Source organism: Ruegeria sp. YTSC003, from assembly GCF_059609785.1.
On record NZ_JBXWMK010000006.1, the window covers coordinates 31743 to 51424 of the forward strand.

The 19682-nt window shown below is 58.7% G+C and carries 19 protein-coding genes; 13 read left to right on the forward strand and 6 right to left on the reverse strand.

All coding sequences use genetic code 11. The annotated features are described in order from the left end of the window. Positions 1 to 29 precede the first annotated feature (29 nt). The 4 genes from AC2FFH_RS12495 to ubiA all read right to left on the reverse strand — a co-directional run bounded on the left by AC2FFH_RS12495 (position 30) and on the right by ubiA (position 4018). Positions 30 to 560, reverse strand: a complete 531-nt coding sequence (locus AC2FFH_RS12495; protein ID WP_058278867.1) for a hypothetical protein — start codon at positions 558 to 560, stop codon at positions 30 to 32. A 173-nt stretch (positions 561 to 733) separates the two neighbouring features. Next, positions 734 to 1054, reverse strand: coding sequence for a hypothetical protein (locus AC2FFH_RS12500; protein ID WP_058278866.1), 321 nt, complete (start codon positions 1052 to 1054; stop codon positions 734 to 736). A gap of 1 nt (position 1055) precedes the next feature. Further along, entirely contained in the window at positions 1056 to 2990 is a 1935-nt protein-coding gene (locus tag AC2FFH_RS12505) for an OmpA family protein (protein ID WP_496767693.1), read from the reverse strand. A 65-nt stretch (positions 2991 to 3055) separates the two neighbouring features. Continuing rightward, positions 3056 to 4018, reverse strand: a complete 963-nt coding sequence (gene ubiA / locus AC2FFH_RS12510; RefSeq protein ID WP_496844512.1) for a 4-hydroxybenzoate octaprenyltransferase — start codon at positions 4016 to 4018, stop codon at positions 3056 to 3058. A 12-nt stretch (positions 4019 to 4030) separates the two neighbouring features. Here ubiA and AC2FFH_RS12515 point away from each other — a divergent pair, with 12 nt between their 5' ends. The 12 genes from AC2FFH_RS12515 to AC2FFH_RS12570 all read left to right on the forward strand — a co-directional run bounded on the left by AC2FFH_RS12515 (position 4031) and on the right by AC2FFH_RS12570 (position 16536). Next, entirely contained in the window at positions 4031 to 4756 is a 726-nt protein-coding gene (locus AC2FFH_RS12515) for a 16S rRNA (uracil(1498)-N(3))-methyltransferase (protein ID WP_496844513.1), read from the forward strand. Beyond that, positions 4753 to 5601 (forward strand): GNAT family N-acetyltransferase, encoded by an 849-nt coding sequence (locus tag AC2FFH_RS12520; protein ID WP_496844514.1) that lies wholly within the window; start codon positions 4753 to 4755, stop codon positions 5599 to 5601. The genes AC2FFH_RS12515 and AC2FFH_RS12520 overlap by 4 nt, the downstream gene beginning before the upstream one ends. Continuing rightward, complete coding sequence (locus AC2FFH_RS12525; RefSeq protein WP_058273616.1) at positions 5598 to 6125, forward strand: hypothetical protein; 528 nt, start codon at positions 5598 to 5600, stop codon at positions 6123 to 6125. The genes AC2FFH_RS12520 and AC2FFH_RS12525 overlap by 4 nt, the downstream gene beginning before the upstream one ends. 64 nt (positions 6126 to 6189) lie before the next feature. Beyond that, positions 6190 to 7560: a glutamate--cysteine ligase gene (locus AC2FFH_RS12530; RefSeq protein ID WP_058273615.1), complete on the forward strand. Its 1371-nt coding sequence runs from the start codon at positions 6190 to 6192 to the stop codon at positions 7558 to 7560. A 118-nt stretch (positions 7561 to 7678) separates the two neighbouring features. Next, the gene (locus AC2FFH_RS12535) at positions 7679 to 8746 is read left to right on the forward strand and encodes a Hint domain-containing protein (protein ID WP_496844515.1); all 1068 of its coding nucleotides are present in this window, start codon (positions 7679 to 7681) and stop codon (positions 8744 to 8746) included. Between the two features lie 65 nt (positions 8747 to 8811). Further along, the gene (pheS, locus tag AC2FFH_RS12540) at positions 8812 to 9885 is read left to right on the forward strand and encodes a phenylalanine--tRNA ligase subunit alpha (protein WP_496783528.1); all 1074 of its coding nucleotides are present in this window, start codon (positions 8812 to 8814) and stop codon (positions 9883 to 9885) included. 8 nt (positions 9886 to 9893) lie between these two features. Continuing rightward, on the forward strand, positions 9894 to 10205 hold the full coding sequence (locus AC2FFH_RS12545) for a hypothetical protein (protein ID WP_496844517.1): 312 nt from the start codon (positions 9894 to 9896) through the stop codon (positions 10203 to 10205). 370 nt (positions 10206 to 10575) lie between these two features. Beyond that, a complete protein-coding gene (locus AC2FFH_RS12550) occupies positions 10576 to 11370 on the forward strand; it encodes a CE1 family esterase (protein ID WP_496844518.1) in 795 nt (264 codons plus the stop codon). A gap of 41 nt (positions 11371 to 11411) precedes the next feature. Then, positions 11412 to 11843: a cupin domain-containing protein gene (locus AC2FFH_RS12555; protein WP_496844519.1), complete on the forward strand. Its 432-nt coding sequence runs from the start codon at positions 11412 to 11414 to the stop codon at positions 11841 to 11843. 88 nt (positions 11844 to 11931) lie between these two features. After that, the gene (gene pheT, locus AC2FFH_RS12560) at positions 11932 to 14328 is read left to right on the forward strand and encodes a phenylalanine--tRNA ligase subunit beta (RefSeq protein ID WP_496844520.1); all 2397 of its coding nucleotides are present in this window, start codon (positions 11932 to 11934) and stop codon (positions 14326 to 14328) included. Positions 14329 to 14405: 77 nt separating this feature from the next. Further along, the gene (locus AC2FFH_RS12565) at positions 14406 to 14855 is read left to right on the forward strand and encodes a YtoQ family protein (protein ID WP_496738853.1); all 450 of its coding nucleotides are present in this window, start codon (positions 14406 to 14408) and stop codon (positions 14853 to 14855) included. Positions 14856 to 14928: 73 nt separating this feature from the next. Further along, positions 14929 to 16536 carry a GMC family oxidoreductase gene (locus tag AC2FFH_RS12570; protein ID WP_496844521.1) on the forward strand — a complete coding sequence of 536 codons (1608 nt, stop codon included), beginning with the start codon at positions 14929 to 14931 and terminating at the stop codon, positions 16534 to 16536. On the opposite strand, the gene AC2FFH_RS12575 is transcribed toward AC2FFH_RS12570, so the two are convergent. Then, positions 16517 to 17215, reverse strand: a complete 699-nt coding sequence (locus tag AC2FFH_RS12575; protein WP_496767662.1) for a glutathione S-transferase family protein — start codon at positions 17213 to 17215, stop codon at positions 16517 to 16519. The genes AC2FFH_RS12570 and AC2FFH_RS12575 overlap by 20 nt on opposite strands. A gap of 211 nt (positions 17216 to 17426) precedes the next feature. On the opposite strand from AC2FFH_RS12575, the gene AC2FFH_RS12580 reads away from it, so the two are divergent. Further along, on the forward strand, positions 17427 to 18239 hold the full coding sequence (locus AC2FFH_RS12580; protein WP_496844606.1) for a mechanosensitive ion channel family protein: 813 nt from the start codon (positions 17427 to 17429) through the stop codon (positions 18237 to 18239). A 195-nt stretch (positions 18240 to 18434) separates the two neighbouring features. Here AC2FFH_RS12580 and ald read toward each other — a convergent pair whose 3' ends face one another. Continuing rightward, entirely contained in the window at positions 18435 to 19553 is a 1119-nt protein-coding gene (ald, locus tag AC2FFH_RS12585; RefSeq protein ID WP_496738856.1) for an alanine dehydrogenase, read from the reverse strand. Positions 19554 to 19682 lie beyond the last annotated feature (129 nt).

Here is a 19682-nt window from a genome sequence, read left to right on the forward strand (position 1 = left end):
TTATCTGGTGCCGGGTCTATCATAGCGAGTTAGGTGCTTTGTTCGGTGTTACATTGCCGTGCCGCTTCGATGGCTTTTTTAGTACCATCCAGACTGACGGTGAATGCGAACTCTTTCTTCGGAAACACGGTCATTTCGTATTTGTTCATGACGTCATCCACAAACTGGGCGTTGTTCGCAAGGATGTATCCGCCTGTATATCCGTCGGCGAGATGCTTAGTCTTCTTGTGCGCCTCAGCTTCGTAGACGTTGCCGTCGAGTGACAGGAAGATCTTTTCCTTCTTACCCTTCAGGCCAATGTCGTTCTTCGTGAACACACCAAGATAGCCCATCTCGTGGTCCTTGGTCAGACCCATCTGAACGACGTTCTGGTTTTCGTCCATACGCTCGATCAGGCAGGACCCGCGGGAGTCATCCACAAAGATAGTCCAACCGGATTCTTCGCCCCAGTTGGTGAAGGTATCGTTCTCTGACGGTATGACGTCACTTGAAGCCCAAGCGGCTACAGCAGAGAAGATGCTTAGAGTCGCAGCGGTTGTTAATGATGATTTGAAATTCATAGTACACTCCAATTTTCTGGATAGTGAACAGTGATGTGCATGTGTAAAAAATGCACCAATTCCTAATATTGAATTTGTTGTAAGAATTGAAGGCGATTGCCTCGGATCGGCTGATTTGTGCCGAAGGTGCAGTCGGCCCCAACCGGGGTCAGCTATTAAGCCCGGGGCTGGGATCAATCCGCGTTGTTGATACGCCCGCGTAGTTCTTCCGCCTCTTGCCGGGCGGCGCGCAGGCCGTCCATGGCGGCGGCCAATTCGGCCTCGGTCTGGGTCAGCTGGTTGGTCAGTTCGGCCTCGCGCTGCTGCAGATAGGTGATGGCCTGGTCGCGGGTTTCTTCTGCCTCATGCAGCTCCTGGCTCATGCGGTCCAGATCGGCGACGTCGCTTTGGCGGACGCGCGACAGGCGATGGGCCAGCCAGTTGGCGAACCATCCCATGCTAAAGGCGGCAAACAATATGACGGCGGTCGCGATAATGAATTCGATTCTGTTCAATTTACTGGTCCCCTGCGCCCGAGTCGGTTTCCGCATCCGTTTCCGCGGCTTCGGCCTCTGGCTCTGCGTCTTGTGACGTCTCTGTTTCGTCTTCCATCGCTTCCAACGCGGTTTGAGATTCAGCGGTGGATTCGGGCCGGATCAGGCGGAATTCGATGCGTCTGTTTTCTTCGCGCCCGGTTTCGGTGTCATTGTCGGCGATTGGCTGGGTTTCACCATAGCCCAAGGCAGTAAAGCTGGCTGTGGGCACGCGCCGCGCGCGCAGCTCATTTAAGATGGATTGTGCACGCGACTGGCTGAGCTGCTGGTTCATCTCTTCGCGGCCCTGGCTGTCAGTGTGGCCCTGAATCTCCAGCCGGATGGGTCCGCATTCCCGCAGGATGTCGGCGATCTGATTGACCGTATCGCGCGATTCGGCGGCGACCGTGGCAGAACCTGGTTCAAAGGCGATTTTGGAACCCGCCTGAACCTCGGCGATGCGCTCTTCGCAAACATCCGGGTCGGGCAGCTTGTCTGCGGGCTCGGGTGGCTTTTGATAGGTGATCGACAGGCTGAAATCTTGCGCCTCGCCCAGTTTTTCCGACAAAAGCCCCGAAACATATGCCCGGGTTTTGGGATCGTGGCTGATGCCGTTCAGAACCACTTCGTCCGGTGTCACGGTCAGCGCGCCATTGTGCAGTTGCGACAACGCCTCAAGCCCGCTGAGAACGCGAATGGGCCAATCAGCGGGCAGGTCAGGGGCGATGCGGGTGGCCGTATGAACGTGCTCGGAACCAAACGCGGCACGGGCATAGCTGTCGACCATGTCGCGAAGGGTTTCATCCCCCAGCCGGCCGCGCATTTGCACCAGACCTTCGGGGCTGCGTGTCGCTGAGAATTCGGGCGGGCCGGATTGGTTTTCCGTTTCGGGTTCTGGCAGAACCGCGTGCAGGGCAAAGACCTCAGGCAGTGCGTTTTCCAGTTCGCCGATCACCTGGTCGAACACCGCGGTACTTGTACCTTCAGCCGCGACCAGAGTGATGTCGGCGTCCGATAAAGTAACCGTACCCTGACCGATGTCTGACAAGGCCCGAATGCTGAGCACAGCGGCATCAGGCCAACGTGGAGACGGTTCGCCCAGACCGATGGTGCAGGAGTACGGGCCATCCAGACCTGCATCCTGGGCGGCCGCGACGATCCGATCCCGCGCCTTTTCATCCTGGGCTGAGCAGGCGTCGAAACGCCCGCCGTTTTCGTCGATCAGATAACGCAAAGTAAAGGGCGTAATGACCGGGCGAGGTGCCGAGATGGACAGGCCTATGCGTAGGCTCGGCGGTGCCGCGCGGGTTAGTTCTTGTTCGAGCCGCTCCTTTTCCTGCTGACTGTCGGCAATTGCGGTCACCTTCACAAGCCCGGGGCTGGCCGAGATTTTGGCCCGAGGCAACCGGGTCAGCGCCTCGACCGAATAAGTAATCGCTTCGTCCCAGCCTTTCGGCTTTGGATAATCGGCGGTTTCCAACAAATCTGAGACCGGTCCGTCATTCAGTCTGCGCAATCTCTCTGTCAGCGCGTCGCGATCTTCGCTGGCCGGGATCAGGCCAATAACCGATATTCCGCTGTCATTGCGAAGAATCTCGGCTGAAAAGCGTGGCGAGGCCAGCTGCGTCGTGGGCGCGACTTCCATTTCGTCAATGACGCGCGAGGTGTCGACCTCGGTCCCTGCCGCTGTCAGAGCGTTGAATCGTGTGGCCTCATCCGAAGCCGTACCGGTCAGAACGACCCGCAGCCCGTCCGATTGGACCTCGGCCCAGTCGTGACCCTTCAGGTCCAGCGCACGTCGCACGGCGAACTCAGAGGCCTCTTCGACTTTTGTCACGGCAAAACTTGCCGCCAACAGAGACAACCCTGCGGACACAAGGAAGACAAAGGCAACGACGAAGACATAAGGCAGGCGCATGTGCGGACTATCGACTCCTCGGGTGAGTGTTCGGAACTCTTACAGAGGGCTAGGCCAAGGTGCAATCAGAGCAGCAAGGCGACGCAGAGGAAGATCAGCGGAATAAGGCCGGTGTCGCGGTTGGCCCGGAACAATTGCAGCAGTTTGGCGTTGTCCTCAATATCAAGTCCACGCAGTTGCCAGGCCATGTGCCACCCCATCGCCCACGGCCCGGCAAGGGCCACCACCAAAGCGATGATTGATGCCTGAGTCGTTGCCGCGTCGATTATTGCCAGCCCCATCAGCGCCACGGTGGCGATCAAGAAATATTTCAACCATCGCGCAGTGTCGGTTCCAAACAGCCGGGCTGTGGACTTGATCCCAATCAGCTCGTCATCTTCGGCGTCCTGATGGGCATAGATCGTATCGTAGAACAGCGTCCACACGATTCCGGCCAGATACAGGGTGATCGCGGGTATACCCACGGTTCCCGTGTGGGCAGCCCAGGCTAGCAGGATGCCCCAGTTGAAGGCCAGCCCCAGAAACACCTGCGGCCACCAGGTGAATCGCTTGGCAAAGGGGTAGATCGTCACCGGCAACAGCGACAGTACGCCCATCGCAATTGCGGCCTGGTTGAAGGTCAACAGAATCATCAGCGCCAGCAGGCATTGCAGTCCCATCCAGGTAACGGCCTGGCGCACACTGACCTGACCGGACGGGATTGGGCGGGACCGTGTGCGTTCGACCTGACCATCGAATTCGCGGTCGGTGATGTCGTTCCATGTACAGCCAGCACCGCGCATCAGAAATGCGCCGAACGCGCAGCCGATGGCGATCCACAGATCCTCCCACCGCGGGGTGCCGTCGCTGAGGATGGCCAGTGCCAATCCCCACCAGCAGGGAATCAACAGCAACCACGTGCCGATGGGCCTGTCCGCCCGGCTGAGGCGCAGGTAAGGGCGGGTGAACGCGGGCGCATATGTATCGACCCAGTTGCCGCTGACAGCGTCGGCAACCTGACCGTCTGGTGTTGGGGCATTGCCTTGCATATGTAAGGTCTCATGAGTGCAAAGATCAGACTGTATGTAGAGCACCCTCTGGGTCAGGGGCAATCGGTTCCTTTGACGCGCGAGCAGGCCCATTACCTGTTTGGCGTCATGCGTCTGTCCGTTGGCGGACAGGTCGCGCTGTTCAATGGGCAGGACGGAGAGTGGCTGGCCGAGGTAATAGAGGCAGGCAAGCGGGGCGGCGTCTTGTCATGCGTTGAGCAATCCAAACCGCTGCAACTGCCTCCAGACCTGTGGTTCCTGTTCGCGCCGATCAAAAAGGCGCGCACTGACTTTATCGTTGAAAAGGCAGCGGAAATGGGTGTGGCGCGGATCATGCCGGTGCAGACGGAATTTACCAATTCGGAACGCATTCGTCAGGACCGCTTGCAGGCGCACGCCGTTGAGGCGACCGAGCAATGCGGTGGAACATTTGTGCCCGAGGTGGCTGATCTGCAGCGATTGGATCGCGTTTTGGAAAGCTGGCCCGAGGGGCGGCAACTGATGTTCTGCGATGAGGCCGAGGTAGGCTCGGCCCTGCGGTTGGCTGGCAATGAAACGGACCAACCCTGGGCTATTCTCATCGGCCCCGAAGGTGGCTTTTCCGAGCGTGAACGCGCGAGGCTGGCCGCGTTGCCTTATTCACATGTGGTCAGCCTTGGCCCGCGCATCCTGCGCGCCGATACGGCTGCCGTAGCGGCGCTGACCATGTGGCAGCAGGCGCTGGGAGACTGGGTGTGAACTGGCAAGAAGCGCAAGGCGCAGACGTTCCAAAGATCGACAGGTTCCTGTTTGAACATATCCAGACGTCCATGTTCCTTCTGGCGAACCTGCGGGACTTCGGCTTGCGCGGCTCAGACCCGCGCGCCTTGAACTTGTGGACATTGGGTGATGATCCGAGGGCGATATTTGGAATCACAAATGAAGGTATGGTCCTGCCGCAATGCCCCGAATGCTCGGATGACGAATTGGCCCAGGCGATTCGCCTGATCCGGGGGCGCAGGTTGTTCGGTCTGGCGGCTGAGGCCACTCAAGCACGTCGGATCATGCAGCTTGCGGGATGGGAAGACCGCCCTGCAACCCTAAACAGTGACGAGCCGGGGTTCTCGCTGGAGCTGAATCAACTTGTCATGCCGGACGCCACCAGCGCGAAACTGGTGCCGCTGGATGAACTGGACCGATCCATAACAGTGGGATGGCGGCAAGACTATCTGATCGAAGCAATGGGCTTTGACCCCGAACGCGCGCAACCTCAGGCACAAAAAGATATCGCTGCCTATATCGAACGCGATTCCCATCGGGCCTTGCTGATTGATGGTCGGCCAGTAGGAATGACCGGGTTCAACTCGCGTTTGCCAGAGGTTGTCCAGATTGGCGGTGTTTATACGCCGCCCGATCTTCGGGGGCATGGATACGCGCGACTAGCAGTGGCGCTACATCTACGCGAGGCGCACAGCAACGGCGCAACCCGCGCTGTTCTGTTTGCCGCTAGCGATGCCGCCGCGCGTGCCTATATAGCAATAGGGTTCCGGCCAGCAGGCCATTATTCCCTGATTTTGTTCAAAAACCCTGAGGACACGGCATGAGTTTCATCCGACCCGAAGCCAAACTGGCCCTGTGGCGCTGGCGCGAAGTGCTGGTGGCAGGGGTCGTCTTGTTGGTCGGCCTCAGCTGGATCGGCGGACCCGGTGGATTGCTGGGTTGGCTGGGCTGGGTTCTGATCGCAGTCTCGGTGGCGCTGGCCGTTATTGGCATTCAACGTGCCCGGTTCCGAACCGGTGCAGGTGGCCCCGGTCTGGTGACCATCGATGAAGGTCAGATCACTTATCTAGGACCGCTGACAGGCGGCATCGTTGCGACACGTGAAATCGAGCGCCTTGCGCTGGACCCGACATCGTCCCCGGCGCATTGGATTTTGGATCAACAGGGGCAGCCGACGCTTCACATTCCTGTGAATGCGGAAGGTGCCGAAGCGCTGTTCGATGTGTTCTCGGCCCTTCCGGGCTTGAAAACCGAACAAATGCTGTCGGAACTAAACGGTGGCGCGACGCATCCTGTGGTTATTTGGGAACGCACGCCTCTGCGTCCGGCCCATTTGAGGCTGCATTGACACTGGCGCGGTTTAAGACCACGACTGACCAAACGACAGACACATCAGGATCGGAGCACGGTTCATGTCCATTCCCCAGTCCGGCGGCGGACCGATCGAACGCCATGAGCAACTGGCCGAATATCTGGAATCGGGCTGCAAGCCCAAACAGGATTGGCGCATCGGAACCGAACATGAGAAGTTCGGCTATTGCAAAGATACGCTGAAACCGCTGCCCTTTGAGGGTGAGCGTTCCATTCTTGCGGTGCTGCAGGGGCTGCGCGATCTGCACGGCTGGGCCCCGGTGGAAGAGGCCGGCAAGCTGATCGGGCTGGAAAAGGACGGCGCCAATGTCTCGCTGGAACCCGGTGGGCAGTTGGAATTGTCAGGCGCGCCGCTTGAGACCATTCATGAAACCTGTGACGAGGTGAACGCGCATCTGCGTGATGTGAAGGATATCGCGGACAAGATCGGTGTCGGCTTCATCGGCCTTGGGGCCGCCCCGATCTGGACCCACGAGGAAATGCCGCTGATGCCCAAGGGGCGTTACCGGCTGATGAATGACTACATGGAAAAGGTCGGCACCATGGGCCGGTCGATGATGCGCCGGACGTGTACGGTTCAGGTCAATATCGACTTTGGATCCGAGGCCGACATGGTGCAGAAACTGCGCGTCGCGCTGGCGTTGCAGCCTGTGGCAACCGCACTGTTTGCCAATTCGCCGTTCTTTGAGGGAAAGCCAAACGGCCAGAAGAGCTGGCGTAGCTATATCTGGCGTCATCTGGATGATGCGCGCACCGGTATGCTGCCCTTTGTGTTCGAAGACGGGTTCGGGTTCGAGGCTTGGGTCGAGTACGCCTTGGATGTGCCTATGTATTTCGTCTATCGCGACGGCAAGTATATCGACGCGCTGGGCCAGTCCTTCCGTGACTTTCTGCAAGGCAAACTGCCTGCATTGCCGGGCGAAACGCCGACTTTGTCAGACTGGGCGGATCACCTGACCACAGCCTTCCCCGAGGCGCGGATCAAGAAGTTCATGGAGATGCGCGGGGCCGATGGTGGCCCATGGCGGCGCCTGTGTGCCTTGCCCGCATTCTGGGTGGGTTTGACCTATGATCAGGGTGCGTTGGATGCGGCCTGGGATCTGGTCAAAGGCTGGGACGCCGAAACGCGCGAAGAGCTGCGGGTTGCCGCGGCCCGGGACGGTTTGCAGGCGCAGGTCGGCGATATCAACATGCACGATCTGGCTGGTGAGGTGGTTTCGATCGCCCAAGCCGGCCTGAAATCCCGCGCCTTTCCCGGTGCAGGTGGGTTGGTACCGGATGAGACGCATTTCCTGAATGCGCTCAAGGACAGTATCGAAACAGGCAAGGTTCCGGCGGATGAATTGCTGGATCACTATAACGGCGACTGGAACGGCGATCTGACCCGGATTTATCCCGATTTCAGTTACTGACTGTCTCTTAGGTCTGTTGCCTTTAGGAGAGTATTTGCCAATTAACGCGAAGTGACCTTGCCATGCGGCAGGGTCCTGCGAGTATGATTGGCGGGATATTCCCGAGCGTGATGGCGTCATGGCCCGTATCAGCGAACTGCATTATTCCAATGCCTATGCCGCCCAAAGCGGTGTGTCCGAGTTCCTAGAGGTTGCGCTGAGATCCGATGAGGATCCGGCCAATTTCACTGTGTCCTTCTATCAGGCGAATGGTCAGGTTGGGATCGAAATTCCGCTGGATCACCCGTCGGTTCAGGTTTCGACAGACCCTGACAACAACGAACAAGTCTTTGTGATTTCGGCAGATTTCTTTCCGATCCTGCTGACAGACCCCAATGGCGGGGGTCCGAACAACTATGAAGCCTATGCGCTGACCAATACATCGACGGGCGAGGTCATTGATTTCTACGATATCGGTGGCGGAACCACGGATATCGTCGCTCAAAACGGGTTGGCCGCCGGGGAAACTTCGGAAAATCTGCCGGTTCTCGTTGGGCCGAACCAAACCACTACGACCCTGCAATTCAATCAGCCCAACCCGGACACACTGGTGCATGCGCCGCTCTCGCCCGGTGATTCAGGCGCGCCGTGTTTCGCGGCCGGCACGTTGGTCGACACGCCAGATGGCCCGCGCAGTGTTGAAACTCTGGGGCCGGGTGACCTGGTGCTGACACAGGATGATGGTGCTTGCATCATTCGCTGGGCCGGTGGCCGCACTGTTTCAGGACGGGGTCGTTTTGCACCCGTTCGTATCCGTTCCGGCGCGTTGGGGGCGGAAAGGGACATTTACGTCTCGCCGCAACACCGCCTGCTGGTCTCAGGTTGGCAGGCGCAGCTGCTGTTCGGAGAAGATGAGGTTCTTGTCGCGGCCAAATCAATGGTCAATGACACGACCATCACATCCGCGCCTTGCGACCTTGTCCACTATGTCCACCTGTTCTTTGACCGGCATCAACTGGTGTCGACCTCTGGCCTGATCTCGGAAAGCTTCTTTCCCGGGGCGCAGGGCCTGTCGAGTCTTGATCGCGAAGCCGCAGACGAGCTGTTCGCCCTGTTCCCCGAGCTTTTGGATCAGCCGCAAACTTATGGCCCGACTGTTCGCCCGGTCCGGTGCGGCCCACAAGTGGCAATGCTGCGGGCGATCTGATCCGTCCCTCTTGCTTTCGCGGACTGCTGTGATAGCAGAGCCTCAACAGCATTCAGGGAACCGTCATGGACGATCTTAAGGGAAAATATCTGGGTCAGATCGCCGATGCAGGCGACGAAAACGCACTCGAAGCGATCCGTGTCGCAGCTGTCGGCAAAAAGGGCGAGGTCGCGCTGAAGATGCGCGAGTTGGGCAAGATGACGCCCGAAGAACGCCAGGTTGCAGGCCCCGCGCTGAATGCCCTGAAGGATGAGATCAACTCGGCCCTCTCCGCCAAGAAAGCCGCTTTGGCTGATGCCGCGCTGGACGAACGCCTGCGCACAGAATGGTTGGACGTCACCTTGCCGACCCGCGCCCGCCGTCAGGGGTCGATCCATCCAGTTAGCCAGGCGACCGAGGAACTGACCGCGATCTTTGCCGAACTGGGTTTCTCGGTGGCCGAAGGGCCACGGATCGAGGACGACTGGTACAACTTTGACGCCCTGAATATCCCCGGCCATCACCCTGCGCGGGCCGAGATGGACACGTTCTACATGCACCGCACCGAAGGCGACAATCGCCCACCGCACGTGCTGCGCACCCATACCTCGCCGGTGCAGATACGCTCGATGGAGAAACAGGGCGCGCCTATCCGCGTGATCTGCCCGGGCGGTGTGTACCGCGCCGACTATGACCAGACCCACACGCCGATGTTCCATCAGGTCGAGGGACTGGCCATCGACAAGAACATCTCGATGGCAAACCTGAAATGGGTTCTGGAAGAGTTCGTGAAGGCGTTCTTCGAGGTCGACGATGTCGAACTGCGCTTCCGCGCCTCGCACTTCCCCTTCACTGAACCGTCGGCCGAGGTCGATATCCGCTGTTCCTGGGACAACGGCCAGTTGAAGATCGGCGAGGGCGACGACTGGATGGAGATTTTGGGCTCGGGCATGGTCCACCCCAAGGTGATCGCCGCCGGTGGCATCGACCCCGAGGTCTATCAGGGCTTTGCCTTTGGCATCGGCATCGACCGTCTCGCGATGCTGAAATACGGGATTCCTGACCTGCGGGCGTTCTTTGATTCCGACCTGCGCTGGCTGCGCCATTATGGGTTTGCGGCGCTGGATATGCCGAACCTGCATGGTGGATTGAGCCGTTAGAGGGATCATTGGACGACTGGCTAACAGCGTATCGCGATTGGTGGAAACGTAGGGTTTCCAACTACCCGTTGCTTTGGCTGTTATGTTTGCTTCTTGCGCTGTTTGTGTTGCCAACGCTCGCATCGTGGGTTTGGGAAAGCAACTCTGCCGCCGTCCTGATCGCTTTTTTTGCGTCCGCGTTTTTGTTTCTGCCGGGCATTCTTATTGCTGGGCTTGAATTCGTGCGGACAGGAAGTTTCCTCCTGCGCGACAGATTCCAAAGAGATAAAACCCACGACCTGATCAATAGACGGAACAGCGGTTTTTGGAAGTGGTGGTAGATAGTGTATCTACTAGGGCTTTATTTTTCGAAATTCTATGATTGGAGTTTCGCGCTCTCTTCCCGAAATAGTCGCTGGGTGGGAAATGTAATTCTCTTTGGATGGTTCGTTCTCTTTTGTGTGCTTGCGAGTTTTCTGCCAGGATGGTTGAGCGCTCTAATTTTATTTGCGTCTTCGCCATTTTCACTACTTTTCATGATGGCAAATCAGAAGGTTTGGGAAAAACGAGATCAAGCGGCGCGAGACAGAGATGCACAGTTGTGGAAAACTAAGAAGCTAATTGATCGTTCTAAAAAATAGGCGCGGCTTGTCACAATCTCCCACGGGGTTGTGACGTGACAGTGGGCGCAGGCTCGCTAGGGTTCGGCAGATGATTTACCGACTGCTTTGCCTTCTCCTGCTGACCGCCACGCAAGCCGCTGCTGTGGATAGATGCCACGGCGATACTGCCTGTCAGGTCGGCGACCGTTCCTATCATGTGCTTGAACCCGACGGCTGGGATGGCGAAACGCCTTTGCCGGTGTTGCTGCATTTTCACGGCTGGGCGCGGCAAGGGACGGTGGTGGTGAACCACGAACGCATCGCCGGAGCCACGAAGCTGCGCGGCGTGTTGTTGGTGGCCCCGAACGGGTTGGGCAAAAGCTGGGATTTCTGGACCTCGGACACCGGCGACGTGCCTTTTGCCGACCGGGTGCTTGAAGATGTGGCCCAACTCTATCCGATTGACCCGGACCGCATCTATGTCTCTGGCTATTCGTTCGGCGGTGCGATGGCGTGGCGCTATGTCTGCCAGTCCGGCAATGACACAGCCGCCTTGCTGGGCATCGCGGGCACCATTCGCCAGACCGAAGACTGTCCGCAGGCCCCGGCCGAGGTGCGCCATGTGCATGGGACCAGCGATACCGTCATGGATTTCCCCTTTGGACCGGGCGGTGATACGACCTATCCGGTGGCACTGTGGCGGCAGAAATTCGGCTGCGAAACCGCCACCCCGCGCGGGGATTGGAGCGTTGTGCCGATCCTGACGCTCAGCCGGGTGGAATGGACCGATTGCGCCCGGGGGCAGGTATCACTGGATACGCATCCGGGCGGGCATTTCATCCCGCATGGCTGGATTGGGCGGCAGTTGGATGAGCTGCTGGGGCGCGAGCCGACATACCCCTGATCATTTGACTTGCACGGGTATTTCCAGCTTGGTTGCCCGGAATGATCCGAAAATGGAACTGCCCGATGCGAACCTTGCTGCTAAGCGCCCTGATCCTTGCAACCACACCTGTTCTGGCGCGCGATACGTATCCGCCGGTTGAGGTTCTGTTGCAGACCGATAAATCCGTGATTGGCGAACCGCTGGAATACCCCGAAGGCAAGGCGCAGATAACCATGGCCATCGTGACCATGCAGCCCGGCCAAAAAACCGGCTGGCACCGGCACGAGGCCCCATTGGCGGCTTACATGCTAGAGGGTGAAATCACCGTGGATTACGGGGATGCCGGGACCAAAACCTACAAAACCGGTGACGCGTTGGTCGAGGCGTTTCGCACGCCTCATGCAGGGGTGAATTCAGGTGAAGATATCGCACGGATCCTAGCCGTGTTTGCCGGTGCGGATGGTGTTTCCAACACGGTCGCGGAAGAGTAGGCGCCCAAGCCCCCCGCACCCTCTTTCCCCTGTCCGCATTATCCGTTAAACGCGGTCTGACCCTAGATTTACTGGCGGATACCGACCGATGAAATTCACTCTTTCCTGGCTGAAAGACCACCTCGATACCGATGCGTCGGTGGATGAGATTGCAGAGACGCTGACCGATCTTGGACTGGAAGTCGAAGAGATCGTGAACCCGGCGGACCGTCTGGCAGGCTTTACGCTGGGCTATGTGAAACACGCGGAAAAGCACCCGGATGCGGACAAACTGCGCGTTTGCACCGTTGCGACTGACGAAGGCGATCTGCAGATCATCTGCGGCGCGCCCAACGCACGCGAAGGTATCACGGTCGTGGTCTGTAAGCCGGGCATGTATATCCCCGGTCTGGATCTGACGATCAGCGTGGGCAAGATCCGCGGCGTCGAAAGCTTTGGCATGATGGCCTCGGAGCGGGAGCTGGAGCTTTCAGAAGAACATGACGGCATCATCGAGCTGCCCTCGGGCGAGGTAGGAGACAAGTTCGTCGACTGGCTGGCCGAGAACGAGCCGGCAAAAGTCGATACGATGATCGAAATCGCGATCACGCCGAACCGCCCCGACGCGCTGGGCGTGGCCGGGATCGCTCGCGATTTGGCTGCACGTGGCGTCGGTACGCTGAAAGAACGCGGCTATACACCGGTGCCGGGTGAGTTCGAAAGCCCGATCAACGTCACGATCGATGAGGATACGCTGGACGGTGCGCCGCATTTCACCGGCCGCCTGATCAAAGGGGTCAGGAATGGCCCCAGCCCGCAATGGCTGCAGGATCAGTTGAAGGCAATCGGCCTGCGTCCGATCTCGGCTTTGGTGGATATCACCAACTATATGACGTTCGACCAGAACCGCCCGCTGCACGTTTTCGATGCGGACAAGGTGCAGGGTAACCTGCGCGTTCACCGTGCCAAAGGCGGTGAAAAGCTGGTTGCGCTGGACGAGAAAGAATACACCTTGCAGCCCGGTATGATGGTGATTTCGGACGATGAGGGCCCGGAGTCGATTGCCGGGATCATGGGCGGTGAGGAAACTGGTTGTACCGAGGACACCGTGAATGTGTTCCTTGAAAGCGCATTTTGGGATCATGTGCAGATCGCGTTGACCGGCCGTGCGCTTAAGATCAACTCGGACGCGCGCTATCGGTTCGAACGTGGCGTGGACCCTGAATACACGCTGGAAGGGTTAGAACATGCGACGCAGATGATCCTGGATATCTGCGGTGGCGAAGCCTCGAAAGTGGTCGAAGCTGGCAAGGCACCGGATCACTCGCGCGCCTACAAGCTGGACGCTGAACGCGTGCAGTCGCTGGTGGGCATGGACATTCCGGAAAGCGAGCAACGCCAGACCCTAACCCGCTTGGGCTTTCGTCTGGAAGGCGAGATGGCGCATGTCCCCAGCTGGCGTCCCGATATCATGGGCGAAGCTGATTTGGTGGAAGAGGTCGCGCGTATCGCATCCCTGACCAAACTGCAGGGTAAGCCGCTGCCGCGTATTACGGATGGTATTCCCAAGGCGGTGATGACCCCGTCGCAGCGGCGTCAGTCGATGGCACGTCGCACTTGTGCGGCGCTGGGGTACAACGAATGTGTGAGCTATACCTTCATCGATCAGGCCTCGGCCGCGTTGTTCGGTGGTGGGGATGAGGCGACGCAGCTTGAAAACCCGATCTCGTCCGATATGAGCCATATGCGCCCCGATTTGCTGCCCGGTCTGTTGCAAGCTGCGGCCCGCAATCAGGCACGTGGGTATGCCGACGTGGCACTGTTCGAGGTTGGCCCGGTGTTTCACGATGGTGAGCCTGGCGATCAGAAAACCCAGATCACTGGCCTTTTGGTTGGACGCAGCGGTCCCAAGGATGTGCACGGTGCTTCGCGCCCTGTCGATGTGTTCGACGCCAAAGCAGATGCCGAGGCTGTGCTGGCCGCAATCGGTGCGCCCGCTAAAGTGCAGGTCCTGCGCGATGGTGATGCCTGGTGGCATCCTGGCCGTCACGGCAAGATCTGTCTTGGCCCGAAAAAGGTGTTGGGCGTCTTTGGTGAGCTGCACCCGCGCGTGTTGCAGGCGATGGATATCAAAGGCCCTGCGATGGCTTTCACCATCTGGCCGGAAGAGGTGCCTCTGCCACGTAAGTCCGGTGCCACCCGAGCGGCGCTGGAATTGCGCGATCTTCAGGCGGTCGAGCGTGACTTTGCCTTTGTCGTCGACGAGGGCGTCGAAGCGCTGACACTGGTGAACGCCGCAGCGGGTGCTGACAAGGTGCTGATCGAGGACGTCCGGGTCTTTGACGAGTTTATCGGCGGTAGTCTGGGTGAGGGTAAGAAATCTCTGGCCATCACTGTTCGCCTCCAGCCGACGGATGCGACGCTAAAGGAAAAAGACATCGAAGCGGTGGCTGAGAAAATCATCGCCAAGGTCACCAAGGCGACTGGCGGCGTTCTGCGCGGGTGATGCCTGGCCGCCTCCGGCTGGAGTTTTTGAAAAGATGAAGGGGCGGTGGCGCCCTTTCTGTTTTTGCGGAGGAGCAAATGATGCTGAACGTTTACCTATCCGGCGAAATCCATACCGATTGGCGGGAACAGATCATCGAAGGCGCTCAGGGTCTGGACATCACGTTCAACAGTCCTGTGACTGATCACGCGGCCAGCGATGACTGTGGTGTGGCCATTCTGGGGGCCGAGCCAAACAAGTATTGGCACGACCACAAAGGCGCAATGGTCAACGCGATCCGCACGCGCAAAGGCATCGCGGATGCCGATGTGGTCGTGGTCCGCTTCGGTGAAAAATACAAACAGTGGAACGCTGCATTTGACGCGGGTTACGCTGCGGCGCTGGGGAAATCACTGATTGTGCTGCACGGCCCTGATCACCAACACGCGTTGAAAGAGGTGGATGCGGCGGCACTGGCCGTGGCCGAGCAACCGGGCCAAGTCGTTGATGTACTGCGCTATGTTCTGACGGGCGCGCTGCCAAAATAACTCACGCGCCGTTTTCCTTGCGGGAAATCAGGGTGCTTTCTACCGTCTGTTTGGGCAGTACGGGGAGACATTCATGGAATTCGACTATGTCATCGTGGGCGGTGGGTCCGCCGGATGTGTTATGGCCGCGCGGCTGAGCGAAGATCCAGACACAAGCGTTTGCCTGCTTGAAGCGGGTGGCGCTGGTGAAGATTTGGTGATCCGGGCTCCGGCGCTGGTGGCAGCCATGGTTTCGGGGCGGCCCAAGCTAAACAACTGGGCTTTTCAAACCGTGCCACAGGCCGGGTTGAATGGTCGGAAGGGGTTTCAGCCACGGGGAAAGGCAATGGGCGGATCGTCGGCGATCAATGCGATGCTGTATGTGCGCGGACACCCCACGGACTATAATGAATGGGCGGATCTGGGGTGCGAAGGTTGGGATTGGAAGAATGTCCTGCCTTACTTTCGCAAGGCCGAGGGCAATGTGCGCGGTGCGGATGATTTCCATGGCGGTGACGGCCCCTTGCACGTGTCGGATCAGTCTGAGCCACGGGCAATCTCTCATGCGTTTGTCGAGGCCTGCGGCCAGCAACAAATTCGCGCGACAAACGATTTCAACGGGCCGGAGCAGGAAGGTGCAGGCCTGTATCAGGTCACGCAGTTCCACGACGGGGCGCATAAGGGTGAACGTTGCTCGGCAGCTGCGGCCTATTTGCGGGGCGTCAAATCGCGGCCGAACCTGACAATCATGACAGGGGCAGAAGCCCAGAAAATCCTGATTGACGAAAAGCGCGCGACCGGGGTGTTGCTGCGTCAGAAAGGTAAGGCCGTCGAGGTTCGCGCCCGCCGGGAAGTCATCCTTTCGGGGGGTGCATTTGGTTCGCCACAATTGCTGATGTTGTCCGGTATCGGGCCCGAGGCCGAGTTGAAACAGCACGGTATTCCTGTTTTGCACGACTTGCCCGGTGTTGGTCAGAACCTGCAGGACCATCTGGACTATGTCCTCAGCTATCATTCGAAACGTAAGGATGTCATCGGGTTGACCCCGGGCGGGGTATGGAACCTGGCCAAAGCCGGGTTGGACTGGCGCCGTACCGGAGAGGGGCTGTTTGCGACCCCCTTTGCCGAAGGCGGCGCGTTCTTCAAATCCGATCCAACCGTTTCCAAACCGGATCTTCAGCTGCACTTTGTTGTCGGAATTGTTGATGACCACATGCGCAAGATTCACTTGCCGCACGGGTATTCGTGCCATGTCTGTGTGTTGCGCCCGTTCAGCAGGGGCAGCGTTGGGCTAACCTCGGACCGAGCCGGAGAGCCGCCGCGAATTGATCCGGCTTACCTCAGCGATGACCGCGATCTGGATCTGTTGAAGCGCGGGGCACATATCATGGAGTCAATTCTCGAATCCGAACCGCTGGAACCCTGGCGCAAAAAGCGGCTCTATGCCCATTATGGAAGCGATCAGGCACTAGAGGCCGATATCCGCCGCCGTGCCGACACGATTTATCATCCGGTGGGCACCTGCAAGATGGGGGTCGACGATATGGCCGTTGTCGATACCGAAGGCCGGGTTCATGGGGTCGAGGGGCTGCGGGTGGTGGATGCATCGGTTATGCCGACGCTGGTCGGCGGCAATACCAATGCGCCCACTATCATGATTGCCGAAAAGATCGCCGAAGCAATCAGGCCCGAGGCGGCGTAACCAAGCCTTTTTGGACCGCGGGTCGTTCCAGAAACCGGTCGAGATAGTCCACCAGATTGGCGTGGTCTTCCCAGCCGACAAGGTCGTGGGCGTTGTAGAATTCGAGCCCGCGCAACCATGGCGCGATTGCGATATCGGCAATCGAATAGTCTCCGGCAATCCAATCCTGACCTTCAAGCTGTTGGTTCAGGACATTTAGCAGTCGCTTGGCCTCGTTCACGTATCGTTCGCGCGGGCGGGGGTCTTCGATCTCGCTGCCTGCGAATTTGTGGAAATAGCCTAATTGCCCGAACATCGGACCAATGCCACCCATCTGGAACATCACCCATTGGATCACGCGATATTTGTCGGCTTTGGTCTGACCCAGAAACTTGCCGCTTTTCTCGGCGAGATAAATCAGGATCGCTCCGCTTTCGAACAGACCAATGGGTTCTCCGTCCGGACCATTCGGGTCGATGATCGCCGGGATTTTGTTGTTGGGGTTCAATGACAGGAATTCGGGGCTTTTGACATCCGAGTCTGACAAGGTAATCCGATGGGCTTCATAGGGCAGGCCGGTTTCTTCCAGCATGATTGACGCTTTTACGCCGTTCGGCGTGGGGAAAGAATAGAGCTGAATCCTGTCGGGAAACTGCGCAGGCCAGCGGGCCGTGATCGGGTGAGAGGCGGTGTCCAGCATGGGGTGCTCCTGTCATGGGTTGCCTGCAATAGGTAGGTACAACGGCCCGGTCTTGCCAGTATCCGGGCTGTGCATACAAGGTCAGGGACTGTGTACGTGAGAACAACGGGGAAAACCTGCGTATCTCACACCTAGACCGAAGCGCGCTTATGGACCACTATTCCGCCAATCCCGCGCTGAGAGACGCGGGTTTGCCGTGAATCGAAAGGAGATGCGCGTGGATGAGGTCGTAACACAGGTGGGTGCCTATGCCCCGCTGATCATAAGCGCGGTCAAGGCGCTGTTCGTACTGATCCTTGGATGGATCATTGCTGGCGCCATTGCCGGTGTAGTCCGGCGCCGGATCAATGCGACACCGCATATTGATCAGACGCTTGGGAATTTCGTCGCCAGTCTGGTGAAATGGGTCATACTGGCCATGGTACTGGTTTCAGTGCTGGGCATCTTTGGCATTCAGGCGACAAGCATCGTCGCCATTTTGGGTGCCGCATCGTTGGCCATTGGTTTGGCCCTTCAGGGAACGCTGAGCGATCTCGCTGCAGGCGTTATGCTGGTTGTCTTCCGCCCTTACAAGCTGGGTCAGTATGTCGATATCGGCGGCACCGCAGGCACTGTTAAGGATCTGAACCTGTTCACGACCGAGCTGGTGACGCCGGATAACGTGCAGATCATCGTTCCGAACGGGCAATCCTGGGGATCAATCATCACGAACTACTCGGCGCATGACACGCGGCGTGTCGATCTGGTGTTCGGCATCGACTATGGCGATAGCGCTGATGAGGCGATGAAGATCATTCTGGATGTGGCAAAGGCCGATGACCGTATCCACAGTGATCCGGAACCTTGGGTGCGCGTGACAAATCTGGGCGACAGCTCGGTCGATCTGACGGCGCGGCTGTGGTGCGCGGCCGCGGATTATTGGGATGTGAAGTTCGAGACTACCAAAGCCGTGAAGGAAGCGTTTGACGCCAAAGGTGTTTCGATCCCCTACCCGCATTCGGTGGAAATCCACAAGGAAGGGTAAAGGCTCCCGCCCGTCGCGTGGGCATTGGAAATGCCCTCCTCCGGTTGGGCCCGGCGCCGCGCTTTCAGCGCGGCGTTTCTTTTTTGGAAGCCGGGATCGTGTCCACAGACGAAAAGCGGTGCGCCAAAGGCGCGCCGCCATGCCCAACGCTGTAAAGCAGCCGCTTCAGCGGCTACTTTCAGGGGCGGGAGTGCTTCAGGCGTTGACGATTGCCTCGGGCGAGACAACGTCCAGACCCAGTGCCGTACCAACAGCTTCGTAAGTCAGCTGACCGGCATGGACGTTCAGACCTGCCAGCAAATGCGGGTCGTCCTGACATGCCTTCTTCCAGCCTTTGCTTGCCAACGACAGCATGAACGGCATGGTTGCGTTGCCCAGTGCGATGGTCGAGGTGCGCGCAACTGCGCCCGGCATATTGGCCACGCAGTAGTGCATGACGCCGTCCACTTCATAGATCGGATCCGCATGGGTGGTCGCCTTGGAGGTTTCAAAGCAGCCGCCCTGGTCGATCGCAACGTCAACCAGAACCGCGCCGGGTTTCATGGTGGACAACTGCGCGCGCGAGATCAGCTTGGGTGCCGCAGCGCCCGGGATCAGAACAGCACCGATGACCATGTCGGCATCCTGGATCAGCTCGGCCGTTGCTCCGGCTGTCGAGTACTGGCTTTTGAATGTGCCGCCGAAGACGTCGTCGAGGTAACGCAGGCGTGGCAGAGACCGGTCCAGAACGGTGACATCAGCGCCCATGCCGGCCGCGATCTTGGCTGCGTGCGTGCCAACAACGCCGCCGCCGATCACGATGACTTTGGCTGGGCCAACACCGGGAACGCCACCCATCAGAACACCGCGGCCGCCATTGGCCTTTTGCAGGGTCCACGAACCGACCTGAGGTGCCAGACGACCGGCAACTTCCGACATCGGCGCCAGCAGCGGCAGGCCGCCGTTGCGGTCAGTTACGGTTTCATAGGCAATCGCGGTGCAGCCCGACGCCAGCAGGTCGTGGGTCTGGTCTGGATCAGGTGCCAGGTGCAGGTAGGTGAACAGCAGCTGGCCCTCACGCAGCATCTTGCGCTCAACCGCCTGAGGTTCCTTGACCTTTACGATCATGTCCGCGGTCGCAAAAACTTCTTCGGCGGTGTCGACAATGCGAGCGCCTGCAGCGACATAAGAGTCGTTGTCAAAGCCGGAACCCATGCCGGCATTGGTTTCAATGATGACCTCGTGGCCGCGCGCAACAGCTTCTTGCGCAGCGTTGGGGGTCATGCCAACACGGAATTCCTGGGGTTTGATTTCCTTGGGGCAACCGATTTTCATTTCTCGCTCCTCCATTCATAAACTGCCCAAATTATGTGCAATTTGGGATGCAATTTCTGTGAAACTCTGCCCGTCATTTTGGTTTTCTTTGCGAGAATCTTCGGTACTATTGGAATATCTTGCAAAGGA